General features: G+C 58.3%; 12 protein-coding genes. 3 read left to right on the forward strand and 9 right to left on the reverse strand.

Annotated elements, in window-relative coordinates:
- The first annotated feature begins 57 nt into the window (after nt 1-57).
- Nucleotides 58-960: a phytanoyl-CoA dioxygenase family protein gene (locus ABD735_RS12485; protein WP_344806885.1), complete on the forward strand. Its 903-nt coding sequence runs from the start codon at nt 58-60 to the stop codon at nt 958-960.
- Between the two features lie 91 nt (nt 961-1051).
- Complete coding sequence (locus ABD735_RS12490; protein ID WP_344806887.1) at nt 1052-3112, forward strand: FUSC family protein; 2061 nt, start codon at nt 1052-1054, stop codon at nt 3110-3112.
- On the opposite strand, the gene trpC is transcribed toward ABD735_RS12490, so the two are convergent.
- The 5 genes from trpC to rpe are packed head-to-tail and all read right to left on the reverse strand — an operon-like array spanning nt 3109 to nt 7879.
- Entirely contained in the window at nt 3109-3930 is an 822-nt protein-coding gene (gene trpC, locus ABD735_RS12495) for an indole-3-glycerol phosphate synthase TrpC (protein WP_344806888.1), read from the reverse strand. The genes ABD735_RS12490 and trpC overlap by 4 nt on opposite strands.
- Entirely contained in the window at nt 3927-5060 is a 1134-nt protein-coding gene (gene trpD / locus ABD735_RS12500; protein WP_344806890.1) for an anthranilate phosphoribosyltransferase, read from the reverse strand. Before trpD ends, trpC begins: the two co-directional genes overlap by 4 nt.
- 20 nt (nt 5061-5080) lie before the next feature.
- Complete coding sequence (locus ABD735_RS12505) at nt 5081-5668, reverse strand: anthranilate synthase component II (protein WP_344806892.1); 588 nt, start codon at nt 5666-5668, stop codon at nt 5081-5083.
- A 4-nt stretch (nt 5669-5672) separates the two neighbouring features.
- Nucleotides 5673-7166, reverse strand: a complete 1494-nt coding sequence (trpE, locus tag ABD735_RS12510; protein ID WP_344806894.1) for an anthranilate synthase component I — start codon at nt 7164-7166, stop codon at nt 5673-5675.
- Nucleotides 7163-7879 (reverse strand): ribulose-phosphate 3-epimerase, encoded by a 717-nt coding sequence (rpe, locus tag ABD735_RS12515; RefSeq protein WP_344806896.1) that lies wholly within the window; start codon nt 7877-7879, stop codon nt 7163-7165. The genes trpE and rpe overlap by 4 nt, the downstream gene beginning before the upstream one ends.
- 144 nt (nt 7880-8023) lie before the next feature.
- On the opposite strand from rpe, the gene ABD735_RS12520 reads away from it, so the two are divergent.
- Nucleotides 8024-8974 (forward strand): DUF3530 family protein, encoded by a 951-nt coding sequence (locus tag ABD735_RS12520; protein WP_344806898.1) that lies wholly within the window; start codon nt 8024-8026, stop codon nt 8972-8974.
- Between the two features lie 7 nt (nt 8975-8981).
- Here the strand turns inward: ABD735_RS12520 and ABD735_RS12525 are convergent, their stop codons facing one another.
- From ABD735_RS12525 to ABD735_RS12540, 4 genes are read right to left on the reverse strand one after another with little or no spacing between them, the layout of a single operon-like run.
- The gene (locus tag ABD735_RS12525; RefSeq protein WP_344806900.1) at nt 8982-9662 is read right to left on the reverse strand and encodes an SCO family protein; all 681 of its coding nucleotides are present in this window, start codon (nt 9660-9662) and stop codon (nt 8982-8984) included.
- 37 nt (nt 9663-9699) lie between these two features.
- On the reverse strand, nt 9700-10431 hold the full coding sequence (murU, locus tag ABD735_RS12530; RefSeq protein WP_344806902.1) for an N-acetylmuramate alpha-1-phosphate uridylyltransferase MurU: 732 nt from the start codon (nt 10429-10431) through the stop codon (nt 9700-9702).
- Nucleotides 10428-11513, reverse strand: coding sequence for an aminoglycoside phosphotransferase family protein (locus ABD735_RS12535; protein ID WP_344806904.1), 1086 nt, complete (start codon nt 11511-11513; stop codon nt 10428-10430). The genes murU and ABD735_RS12535 overlap by 4 nt, the downstream gene beginning before the upstream one ends.
- A gap of 54 nt (nt 11514-11567) precedes the next feature.
- Entirely contained in the window at nt 11568-12719 is a 1152-nt protein-coding gene (locus ABD735_RS12540) for a patatin-like phospholipase family protein (protein ID WP_344806907.1), read from the reverse strand.
- Nucleotides 12720-12925: the final 206 nt, after the last annotated feature.

Genomic DNA, 12925 nt, shown 5'->3' on the forward strand with positions numbered 1-12925 from the left:
CGCGCTGCGCGGCAGTGTTCTTTTAAGAACAGACATTCTTATAGGAGGAAAATCGTTATGGAACCTGTGAGGGATATCTATCCGTCCAGAACAGGGGAGTGTGAAAAAATACTGAATCGCATGGATCCCGTGGTTTATGGGGACAGCACAAGCGCCCCCGAATTTGGGCTGAAACAGAATCAAATCGAATTTTATGAAGACAACGGGTACCTGACGATACCTGACTTCATGCCGGAAGTGGTGCCAGATCTCATCGCAGAAATGGACCGCATGAAAGAAGACCTCGCTGGTGACGAAACGCTCGTCACAGAGCCAGATAGTGGAGAGATCAGGACGATCTTCAAGCCTTTTGCCCACAGTGATGTCGTCGACCAGCTCTCTCGTGACCCCCGCATTCTCGATAAGGTCAGGCAATTGCTTGGTTCCGAAGTGTATATGATGCAATCGCGAATCAACGTCAAGCCGGCTTTCAAGGGAAAATCATTTCCGTGGCATTCCGATTTCGAAACCTGGCATGTGGAAGACGGGATGCCGCGCATGCGGGCCGTTACGGTATGGCTGATGCTCAGCGAGAACACTGAGTACAATGGACCCCTGTTCGTCGTGCCCGGCTCGCACAAGAAGTATGTGGCCTGCAGTGGCAAGACCATCGAGAAGAATTATGAGACCTCATTGAAGAAACAGGTGCTGGGGGTGCCAAAGCCTGAAACGATGAAAGAGGTGCTGGCCAACTCCGATATCAAGGGGCTCTATGGCGGGCCGGGGACCTTGGTTTTCCATGAATGCAATCTGCTGCATGGTTCACCAGACAATATTTCAGCTGACCCGAGGTCCATTCTGATGTTCGTGTACAACAGTGTCGAAAACCGACCGGTCGAGCCATTTGGCGGACAGCCACCACGGCCACATTATCTGTCGAATCCCGATGTGGCGCCGCTCAAGCCGATAAAACTCAGCTAAAGCGCTCGGCTGGCCAGCAAGACGCTGGTCGTGGCGGCAATCTCTGATATCCTGAGGGGCTGGTGACAGCAGTATCCTTCAGGTTGGAGACATGGCTTCCGATAGCAAGCAGCGCAGGGTGTCCTTTCGTAAGCGGCTGTACCGTCTAAGGGCGGCATTCATCCAGCAGGATCCCGGGCTGCTTCGTCTGCAGGCCACTGGGCGCATCATGGCCACGCTCTCAGCGGTCATCGTTGCGCTCCTCTATCTCACCGATCTGCTCGAACTGCCCGTTCAGAGCATGTTGCTGGCCACCAGTGCGGCGGCTTATCTCAGTCTCTTTATCCGGGATGAACTCAGAGCCGACCGTATCCGCACGACTTTTCTGTCCTCGCTCAGCATTATCGCGGCCGTCGCACCTGGGGTGTGGCTCGCACCTTATGGTATTGCCGCAGCACCGCTCCTCTGTGCGCTGGTGCTGGTGTCTTTCGCTATGGCTGCCGTGGGTACCCGCGCCACAACTGTAGGGCTTGCGGGTACCTGGATGTACGGCTTCAGCCTGTATTTTCAGCCACCAATGGGGCATACGCTCACCTATCTGCTCGCGGTAGGCTTCGGCTGCGGAGTCACCATGCTGATCCGCTTCGTAATCTGGCGCGACGACCGCTCGCTGGAGCGTAAGCGTCTACTCAGAATCTACGGCATGGCCATGTACGACTTCATCGATGCCCTGATGGCCCGCAGCAATGCCAGGCGTCGAACCTATGCCTTCAATCGCATGCACAACCGGGTCTTTCCCATCGAGAGTGCGCTGCTGCGCCGTTCCGACATTCCTGATCGGCTTTATGAAACCCTGCTGCGCTTCCGGCTTGGCATTGAAGGTGTAGGCCTGAGGATCAAGGAGTTCAGACCCGAGGATCTCGAGCGCTTGCGCCAGGATCTCCTGCTGTTCCCTCCGGAGATTTCCCGAACCGAAAATGCGGCCGAGCGATCAGCCCGAGCGGATGAGGGCGCGCCTCTGCCAGCTGAAGCGCATCCGCTGATGAAGCGACTGCGGCTGAGAATGTTGAGAATTGGCGTGCTGTCCCACAAGAGTAGCTCCGGACTTGCCCGAATCAGCACCCGCAGTCAGCCGGTGAGTGACGACAGCACCTGGCGAGATCGTTTGCCACGGGTACTGCCAAAGGCGCTGCAGGTGACGCTGGCCGTTTCTCTGGCAGTGCTGTTCGGCAGCATGCTGTCCACCGATCGCTGGCTCTGGGCTTTTCTGGCAGCGCTGTTCATGTATGTAGGCAACGAGTCTGCTGGACAGATTCTGACCCGCGGCTGGAGCAATGTGGTAGGCAGCATCATCGGCGTTGGTATCGGTCTGCTCGTGACCAGCCTGGTACAGGGCAATATGGCGGTCGAGCTGACGGCTATCTTCTGTTTTCTGTTTATCGGCATTTACGCCACGCCAGTCAACTACGCCTTCTTCGCAGCCGGTGTCACGGCTACCTTGGGGTTGTTGCAGAGCATGAGTGGGGGCGAAGTGCCTTCGATACTGGAGCTGCGCTTCATCGAGGTCATCATCGGTGCCGGCGTGGGCGTTCTGGTCGCCTACATCGTCTCACCGCTTCAGGCCAGAACCCATGTTCGCCGCTCAGTCGCGGCCTTGCTGGTGAGCCTGTGCCGTCTGCTGGAGCACTCCGCTGCTGGTGAGCAGCGCTCGATGCATGAGAAGCTCAACCTGTTCAGACTGGCGATCGCGCCTGGTCGTCTGGGCTTCATGCCTCAGGTCAGACACGCCATCACCCGACGCACCGGCCAGCTGATGGCCGTTGTGCACTACGTGGAACTTTACGACTATCTTCGGCACCTGGCTGCCGCTGATCTTGAGGAGTCGACTGCGGCAAGTGACACCGATAGAGCGAGCGCCGAGTCTGGTGCGCCATTCGCCACCCGCGGCGAAGATGAGGTGCAGCGAAGACGGCTCGTGCTTCAGATGGAGGAACTGGCCGCGGCGCTGACGGCAAATCGAGCGCCGGTGAACTCGCTGGAGCCGACCTCAGCGCTGCCGCAGGTGACTGAAAGCGCCCGCAGTGGTATCGATCCGGACGCCTTCAAGGCAGCCCTTGATCGACTCGAGCTGGCGCTGTATGAGCTCATCGAGGATGTCGCGAAGCGGAACTAACTGAACAGGGCTTGCAGGGCCGCACCCGGATCGTCTGCGCGCATGAAGGATTCACCGACCAGAAAGCTGAACACGCCGTTACGCTGCATATGGTCGACATCCTCACGGCTGGTGATGCCGCTTTCTGTCACCACGATCTTGCCAGCTGGTATCTTGTGCAAAAGTTTCGTGGTGGTATCGAGCGAGACATCGAAGGTGTGCAGGTCGCGGTTGTTGATGCCGAGCAAGGGTGTGCCCAGTGTAAGGGCGGCACTCAGTTCGGACTCGTTATGGACTTCGACCAACACATCCAGCTGCAGGCTTCGAGCGAGGTCGTGCAGCGTATGCATCTGCTCCACTTCGAGGCAGGCGGCGATGAGCAGGATGCAGTCAGCACCGATAAGCCTTGCTTCATAAACCTGATAGGCATCGATGATGAAGTCTTTTCGAAGTACTGGCAGCGAACAGGCAGCACGGGCTTCCTGTAAATAGCTGTCGCTGCCCTGGAAATAGTCAATATCCGTCAGCACAGACAGACAGGCAGCGCCGCCCTTCTCATACTGCGAGGCAATACGGGCTGGATCGAAATCCTCCCGGATGACACCTTTGCTGGGTGAGGCTTTCTTGATTTCAGCGATCACGGCAGGCTCGCCGCGGTCCAGCTTGCGCTGGATGGCCCTGACGAAGCCTCGGGGTGGGGCCACTGTGGCCAGTGCCTCGATGAGGCTGGACTGTGGATTTCGCAGACTGCGCTCCTCGACTTCTTCACGCTTGCGATTGACGATGGACTTGAGGATGGTCGGCGTTTCGCTGCTGGAAGTAGGATCGACGTGGCTCACGACTGATCCTCCATCAGCAGATGGGTAAAGCTCGCCAGCTCATGTAATTTTGCCAGCGCGAGCCCGGAGCCAATGGCATCCTGTGCCAGCACGACACCCTCGGCGAGCGACTGCGCGAGATCCGCAGCATAGATGGCTGCGCCTGCATTGAAGGCAATCAGCTGGCCTGCCGCATCGATCTGCGCAAAATGGGCATCAGCGTCGGCGTCTGAAATCCGGCCGTTGTCATCGAAGCCTTTGCGCCGCTGGGTTCGACCCTGTGTGCGGTCGAGGGCATGGTTATCCAGCGCCTGTTTGATCAGCGTGAGGCTCTCCTCGGAGTCGTTGACCTTCAGGCTGTCCATGGACTGGGATTCGAGACCCACGTCTTCTGGCGAAACCCGATATTCGGTGATTTTGCCCTTGAACAGTTCGACGACCAGTGTGGGCGCGGAGAGACTGAATTCATCAAGGCCATCATCGGAATGCACGACCAAAACATGCTCACTGCCCAGACGCTGAAGGGCTTCGCAGATGGGTCGACACAGGCTTTGATCGAACACGCCGATCACCTGTTTTTTCACGCCAGCGGGATTGGTGATGGGGCCCAGGACGTTGAAGATGGTGCGGACGCCCATCTCCTTGCGAGGACCAATGGCGTGCTTCATGGCGCTGTGATGTGAGGGCGCAAACAGAAAGCCGACGCCGATATCTTCGATAGCGCGGGCAGTGGCCTCCGGCGGAATGGACAGGTTGACCCCTGCCGTTTCGAGCAGGTCCGCGCTGCCAGTCTTGCTCGATACGCTGCGGTTGCCATGCTTGGCGACCTTGGCACCCGCTGCGGCGGCCACGAAGGCTGCTGCCGTACTCACGTTGAAGAGTCCGCTGCCATCACCGCCGGTGCCGCAGGTATCGACCAGGTTGGTCAGATCACCCTTGACCGATACGGGCGTTGCCAGCGAGCGCATCACCCGCGCCGCGCCGGTGATCTCGTCAATCGTCTCGCCCTTCATGCGCAGCGCAATCAGAAACCCACCGATCTGGGCTGGCGTAGCCTGACCGGTCATGATCTGTTGCATGACGTCGGTCATGTCTTCAGTCGACAGGTCCTGTCGATCGATGAGCTTCTTGAGTGCTGCTTGTATTTCCATATGAGGTGTCAGATACCGTGTTAGCGCGCAGGGCTTTTCAGGAAATTGTCGAGCAGGGCGTGACCATGCTCGGTGAGTATCGATTCGGGATGGAACTGCACCCCTTCGATATTGAGCGTTTTATGACGCACGCCCATGATCTCTTCTATTTCACCGTTCTCATACTCTGTCCAGGCGGTCAGCTCCAGACAGTCCGGCAGGCTATCCTTCTGCAGTACCAGCGAGTGGTAACGGGTCGCCGTATACGGTGAAGGGAGTCCGGCAAATACGCCCACACCGGTATGATAGATGGGGGACGTCTTGCCATGCATGATTCGCCCGCCACGTACCACCTGCGCGCCATAGACCTGGCCAATCGCCTGATGGCCAAGGCAGACCCCCAGTAATGGGATCTCCCCGGCGAAACGGCGAATGACGTCCATTGAAATGCCAGCTTCATTTGGCGTGCAGGGGCCGGGAGAGATGACGATCTTTTCAGGCGCCATCTTCGCAATGTCGTCTACTGTCAGCTCATCATTTCTCACCACGCGCACGTCGGCACCGAGTTCGCCAAGATACTGCACGATGTTGTAGGTAAACGAATCGTAGTTGTCGATCATCAGCAGCATTCGATTACAGTCCCCGCTGGGCGAGTGCGACCGCGCGGATGACCGCACGACCCTTGTTGAGCGTTTCTTCCCATTCAGTCGCCGGCACGGAGTCGGCCACGATGCCTGCACCGGCCTGAACGTAGAGCATGTCATTCTTGATAACGGCCGTGCGAATGGCGATGGCCGTGTCCATATTGCCCTGCCAGGAGAGATAGCCGATCGCGCCACCATAGATACCGCGCTTGACCGGCTCCAGCTCATCGATGATCTCCATGGCGCGCACCTTGGGTGCCCCACTGAGTGTGCCAGCGGGCAAGGTGGCAGCGAGCACGTCGAGGGCAGACATGCCCTGCTTGAGCTTGCCGATCACATTGGAGACGATATGCATGACATGCGAGTAGCGCTCGATGACCATCTTCTCGGTCAGTTTCACGCTGCTGATATCCGCCACCCGGCCGACATCGTTGCGGCCGAGATCGATGAGCATGAGATGTTCTGCCAGTTCCTTGGGATCTGCCAGCAGTTCCTTCTCGAGGGCCTGGTCTTCTGCTTCATTGGCGCCACGCGGTCGAGTACCGGCGATCGGACGCACAGTAACGATACCCTCTTCGAGACGGGTGAGAATTTCGGGGGAAGAACCAACGATATGGAAGTCGCCAAAATCCAGATAATACATGTAGGGTGATGGATTCAGGCAGCGCAGGGCACGATACAGATTGATCGGCTCGGCCTTGAATTCGACCGACATCCGCTGCGACAGCACGGCCTGCATGATGTCGCCAGCCTTGATGTACTCGCGAATCTTCTCCACACCAGCCTCGTAGCCTTCTCGTGTAGAAGCGCTTCTGAAATCATCTTCCACGGCCTGAGTCGCCTGACCCACATGTAGCGAATGATCCGGCAGCGGTTCACGAAGCCGGCGCTCGAGCTCGTCCAGCCTGTCTTCAGCCTTGGCCAGCGCTTCAGGGTCGGCCGGGTCGCAGTGATGCATCAACAGCAGCTTGCCACTCAGGTTGTCGAACACAACCAGTTCGTCCGATACCATGAGATAGATGTCTGGCGTGCCAATGGCGTCATCAGTCGGCTGGGTGTGCTGCAGGCGCTTCTCGACGTAGCGAACGGTATCGTAGCCAAAATAACCCACCAGGCCGCCATGGAAACGCGGCATGTCATCAAGCTCCGGGCAGCGGAAACGCGACTGGTACTCCGCGACGACAGCCAGCGGATCTTCACAGGTGAACGAATCTGTGACTTGTCCGTCGCAGCCAATCTCCACGTCGTGACCGGATATGCGCAAGAAGTGACGGCAGGGCAGGCCGATGATGGAATAGCGGCCCCATTTTTCGCCACCCTGCACCGATTCGAGCAAATAGGACAGTGGTTGCTTGCCCAGTTTCAGATACGTGGACAGCGGCGTGTCCAGATCGGCCATGACTTCACGCACGATCGGGACCCGGTTGTAGTCTTCGCGTCCGAATTGATCCAGTCGGGCCTGGTCGATGGTCGGTATGCTCATATGCTCCTGGCCAGGGCGATTTCATCGCGCATGCGGCTGATGGTGCTGGCGTAATCTTCACTGTTGAAAATGGCTGAACCGGCAACGAACATATCGGCCCCAGCCTGGGCAATCTCGCGGATATTGTCGATTTTCACGCCACCGTCGATTTCGAGGCGAATATCACGACCGCTCGCATCGATACGCTGACGAACTTCCTTGAGCTTGCGCAGTGTCGACGGAATGAAAGACTGCCCGCCGAATCCCGGGTTGACCGACATCAGCAGCACCACATCGAGCTGCTCCAGCGTGTAATCCAGTACGCTGAGCGGCGTTGCGGGATTTAGCACCAGCCCAGCCTTGCAGCCATGCTGCTTGATGAGCGCGATGGAGCGGTCGACATGATCCGAAGCTTCCGGATGGAAGGTGATCCAGGTGGCACCAGCTTTCGCAAACAGCTCGATAAGTGGATCGACTGGCTTGACCATCAAATGCACATCAATGGCCGCATCCAGGCCATCCTTTTTTAGCGAGCGTGCAACGGCTTCGCACACCATCGGCCCGATGGTGAGATTGGGGACATAGTGATTATCCATCACGTCGAAATGGACGACGTCTGCACCAGCCTCGATGACGTGCCGGATTTCCTCGCCCAGGCGGGCAAAATCGGCTGACAGGATCGATGGGGCGATGAGGGCGTTCGCAGATTGATTCGACGCGCTTTGTTTCGACATGTGCAAACTCCGTCCATACTTGAAGAACACCACATCTTACTGGAACGGCTCACAGGCTCAAGCTCGATGCTCAATGGTTGTACTTCGTCAAAACGCGCTAGTTTATTGCACTTGATTCGCCGTGTCTCGTGCGGCTGCCTGATTTTGAGCGGCGTCGCCACTGCTGCTGAGCAATTCGAAGGTCGGCTGGCTGCAGAGTCCGCAGCCATGGCCGCGCTCGAACAGCAGTTGGCGAATTCGCCGGGTTCACTCACACGCATCGAGAAGCTTGGCAGTGAGCAGGCGGGCTTTGCGCCTGTGCTCGGGCTGGCGTTGCTGCCGCAAGGCGAGGTCGTGCGCGGCGGCGTGCTGTTGTTACACGATAGCGCACAGCACCCCGACTGGCCCGATTTTACCGGGCCAGCTCGTCAGGCGCTCGCTGGCGACGGCTGGCACACGCTGTCGGTCACGCTTACGCCGGTGCGCCCTGAGGCGCGGCCAAGCCGCAGTTTGCCGCCGCGGCTCGCCGATGGCGGGCTCCCTGCCGTGCTGAAGGCCGACACCGATGCCAATGATGCAGCGCCCGCAGACGCCTCCCCTGAGGCAACCTTGGCCGAGAGCGTTCCTGTCGTCGATGCTGTAGAAGCCACGCCAGCCGAAGTGCCGAGGTTGAAGCAGTTCTCGGATATGGAGCGTGTGGCTCTGGGACTGGCCTGGCTTGGCCAGCAAGCGGTGGACAATCAGGTGCTCGTCGGTGTTGGGCTGGGTGCCGACACCGCGCTGGCGGCCTATGCCAGCCTTAATCTCGGTACGCGGGGCGTTGTACTCGTGCTGGTGAATGCAACCCTCGGATTCACCGAAATGAACGAGCTCCTGAAGCAGAGTCCGGGTCTTGCCGAGGCGGTCATCCTTGATATCTATGACCCCGACAGTTACTTCGCCAGTGCACTGGCGAAGGGGCGCAAGACACTGATGCAACGAAGCTCCGCACAGGCCTATCAACAACGAGCCGTCGCGGGTATCGACCGCGATCTCCGGCTGCACCAGGCCCCAGTCATTCGTAGTATGCGAGGCTGGTTGCGCCGCTATGCGCCGGGCGTCGAGGGCGCACGCTGACAGACCCTCAGTGGCAGGGTAACAGGGCCGCGCTCAGATGGTAGAGTGAAGTCTGGGCAGGAATGATCAGGTTCAGCGCCTTGAGTATGCGTTCTGCGTTCTGTGGTCCGCGCAGCACAGCTTCCAGATCACCATCCGGGTTAATCAGGGCCAGGCTGTCGGAGTGGCTGACGATGTAGTTGCCATCAGCATCTTTTTCCTCTGCCTCGAACACCGTGTTCAATTGCAATGCGAGCCGCTGGGTGGCTTCGAAATCGGCGCGGGCGCCAATAAATCGCTCATCGAAATGTGTCAGATAGCTGCGCATGGTGTCCAGGTCGTCGCGGGCAGGGTCCATGGTGAGATAGACCACCTGTAACGGATAATAGGGCTGCGCCTCGTCCCACTGAGTCTGCACCTTGCGGAGCTCCATCAGATTGATCGGGCAGATGTCCGGACATGACATATAGCCAAAATTAACCAGCACCCACTGGCCTTCGAAGTCGGTCGTAAGGTCGATCGTCTTGCCTGTGGTCGACTCGAGCGGTTGCGCTTCAATCACCCGCGGCTCTGGCATCATGACCGCGTTCAGCAGGCTGAGTTGCTCTACGTCCAGGCTGCGCTCCTTGCTGAACTGCATGCCGATAAAAATCCCCAGGGCAGCAGCGAGCAGGGCGATGACGACAATAGCGATGGCTTGAGGCTTCAAAGAAAACTTCCTTGATGTGAGTAAGCGGAGTGACTGATCAGTGAGGCGATTGTAGCATGCGATCGAGGGCCTGCAGCCGGTCTACGGTACCGATATCAAGCCAGGTGGCGTCCAGCGCCTGTCCAGTCACTGCGCCCTGATCCATCGCCTTGCGCAGCACCGGGGCCAGCGGATAAGCGCCTGCGGGCAGCTTGCTGAACATCGATGAACGGTATCGACCGATGCCTGAAAAGGTCATCACCCGCGCCTGTCCTGCGGTCATGGCGGTGCCTTGAATGAGGGGTTTGGTGCGCACTCGGCCGTCGTCATATAACAGGAAATCGCCAGCAGGATTGTGATCAGGGTTGTCGGTCAGCAGAACATGGGCCAGCTCGGCAGGGGCCAGTCTGTGTTCGAGCAGCTGGCTGTAGTCATACTCGCAATACACATCGCCATTGGTGACGATGAACTCGAAGTCCTCGCTGTCGTCTTGCGCCAGCAACGGCAATGCCTGCCTGATGCCGCCCGCGGTTTCCAATGGTTCGCGTTCAGCAGAATAGCGGATGACGGCGCCATAGCGGCTGCCATCTCCAAGCGCAGCTTCGATCTGTTCACCAAGCCAGGCATGGTTGATCACCAATTCACGCAAGCCCGCCTTCACCAGCCCCTCTATCGTATATTCGATCAGCGCCCTGCCACCGGCCTTGAGCAGCGGCTTCGGGGTATGCTCGGTCAACGGTCGCATGCGTGTGCCGTAGCCGGCAGCCAGGATAAGCGCCTTGATGGTCATGGCTGATCGGTGGTGCGGGCAAACACGTCATAAGCTGGAATAACTTCCTTGCGCAGCAGGGTTTCCAGTCGTTGCATGATATCGACATAACGAGAAGTTTTGCTCAGTGCCGCGGCAGTGTCGGCCAGGTAGGTCAGTACCAGCGGGATATCCTTCAGATAGCGTGCCTTGCCATCACGACGGTACAGTCTGGCGAATATACCGGCCGCCTTGAGATGACGCTGCATGCCCATGAGGTCGAACTGCACCTGGGTGAAGGCCGCCACATTGTTCTGGCCGGTTCGGCTACCACTGTGGGCAATATAATGGGTCATGAGCCGCTGACGCAGACTGTCATCCAGCAGGACATAACAGTCCTTGAGTAGTGAGACCAGGTCATAGCTCGACGGACCGACCACCGCGTCCTGGAAATCGATGATGCGAACAGCATCCCGCTCGTCGATCATGAGGTTGCGCGAATGATAATCCCGATGCACCACACTGTGCGGCTGTGCCAATGCTTCCAGTACCAGAACATCATCGAGCGCCGTCAGCAGCTCGTGACTCTGGGGCACAACGGCCGGGCTGAGCTCGAGGCAGGCCTCCAGTAACCAGTCGCGGAACAGCGCAGTCTCGCGCCGCAACAGGGCTTCGTCGTAGCGTGGCATGGCGTTGACTGCCTCGCTGTCGAGCGGCAGCGCCTGAATTCGACACAAACTTTCGATGGCCGCCTGGTAGTAATGTTCTATCTCGGTCGATCTGGCAGCCACGCGGGGGCCGGTCAGCGAAAACAGCGTGCGATCGTCAAGATCTTCCATGGCAATAAAGCCGGCGTCGTCATCGACGGCGAAGAGTTCGGGTACCGCTATACCAGCGGCAAACCAGTCTTCGGCAATCGTCGCGAAGGGGCGTGTACTTTCATGCGGGGCTGGCGCGTCCATGAGCATCATGCGCTTGCCGGACGGCGAAGTGATTCGACAGTAATGGCGAAAACTGGCGTCACCAGGCAGGGGGCTGGCCCATGCCTGCTCGGCAGCCGCGAATTCCGGATCCACACGTCGGAGATTTCCGATCAGGCCGCTCTGGGCCGTCGGGGAGGCCATCCGCCTTACCCATTCAATCAGTTGCTCAAGTCTCAAGGAAAGCCTGCTTCTGGTCTATACCGCTGGATTGATATCTGAACGCAGGAACTGCTCGATCTGTCGTTCATGTGCACGGGCGTCATTGTAACCGAGATCGATGAGGTCGCTGATGAATGATCGCTCGAACATCAGGTAGCTCGCCATACTCGCGCCGCCCTCAGGATCAAGCTTGCTCTGCCCCAGAAACTTGCGTACTGCCGGCGGCAGGTCATCTGTGTGACGTGAGGCAATCTGATCGATCGGCTCGCTGGGCGAAATCACGAGGATGTCCAGCGGCTTCAGGTTCAATGGCGATGCCGCAAGTGTCTCCTGCGGGATCATGGCGATAAGCTGATTGATGAGCAGGGCCTTGTCAATATCGTTTTCGATCACATCCAGAAAGGCGCCATTGAGCATATGCTCCATTACCTGCGCCAGGTTCGGGAACTTGCGGGCTTTTACCCGCTGTGGCGCGGATATCCTGTTGGCACTGACACCGATTATCAGCAGTCGTTCGGCGCCGAGGTGAACCGCCGGGCTGAGTGGCGCCATATTCCTCACTACACCATCGCCGAAGTATTCCCGATTGATCTTCACCGGCGGAAAAATGGTGGGAATGGCTGAAGAAGCCAGCAGATGATCGACTTCGAGACGGGTGGCCACACCGACGCGCTGTCCAAGATGCCAGCTCTCGAGATGACCGCCACCCTGAAAAAAGCTGACGCTTTGACCACTCTTGTAACCGCAAGCGGTTACCGACACCGCCTTTATACCACCATGTTCAATGGCCGCGGCGAGCCCTTCTGCATTCATGACCTTGTTGAGAAAGCCTCTCAAGGGGGTCGCATCCAGCATGGAGGCCGGCATGTCATGCTCGTCGCCACTGAGAAAGGATTTGACGAAATGAGACATCCGCTTGGCAACGCCCCAGAAATCGGTGCGATAGATGTCGGAGGATTTCAGGCCGAGCCAGAGTTCGACCAGCGCGTCCACGCTTTCACGGAAGTTGGTACCGTTCGCCGCCAGCCCAACAGCATTCAGCGCACCGGCTGAAGTACCGCAGATGATGGGGAAGGGATGTTCCAGCGCAGGAAGCTGATCTGCAATCGCCTTGAGAACGCCAATTTGATAAGCCGCTCTTGCCCCGCCGCCAGTCAGTATCAGGGCTGTATCTCTGTTTCCGCTCACTGGGCCTGGTCCCTTGTCTGTACGCTCTCTGGCGCCATGTATTGTTCTCTGTTTGGCTTCAGTCTAGTTCAAAAGTCCTTGTACTGCGCTGGCCGGGCTCGTTATAGTTCGCCGTTGAACAGTCTGTAAACACCGCTGTCAGCCGACTCGCCCGACGCCATCGGCGGCGCCGGTCATTCCAGTAACGATCATACGTTCGATCAAAG

The organism is Allohahella marinimesophila (genome assembly GCF_039538005.1).
GTDB lineage: Bacteria > Pseudomonadota > Gammaproteobacteria > Pseudomonadales > Oleiphilaceae > Allohahella > Allohahella marinimesophila.

Coding starts and splice junctions, on each gene's coding strand:
- trpE (WP_344806894.1), bottom strand. CDS start 7,166: ATGAGCATACCGACCATCGACCAGGCCCGACTGGATCAATTCGGACGC.
- ABD735_RS12505 (WP_344806892.1), bottom strand. CDS start 5,668: ATGCTGCTGATGATCGACAACTACGATTCGTTTACCTACAACATCGTG.
- murU (WP_344806902.1), bottom strand. CDS start 10,431: ATGACCATCAAGGCGCTTATCCTGGCTGCCGGCTACGGCACACGCATG.
- rpe (WP_344806896.1), bottom strand. CDS start 7,879: ATGTCGAAACAAAGCGCGTCGAATCAATCTGCGAACGCCCTCATCGCC.
- ABD735_RS12485 (WP_344806885.1), top strand. CDS start 58: ATGGAACCTGTGAGGGATATCTATCCGTCCAGAACAGGGGAGTGTGAA.
- ABD735_RS12535 (WP_344806904.1), bottom strand. CDS start 11,513: ATGGCCTCCCCGACGGCCCAGAGCGGCCTGATCGGAAATCTCCGACGT.
- ABD735_RS12490 (WP_344806887.1), top strand. CDS start 1,052: ATGGCTTCCGATAGCAAGCAGCGCAGGGTGTCCTTTCGTAAGCGGCTG.
- trpD (WP_344806890.1), bottom strand. CDS start 5,060: ATGGAAATACAAGCAGCACTCAAGAAGCTCATCGATCGACAGGACCTG.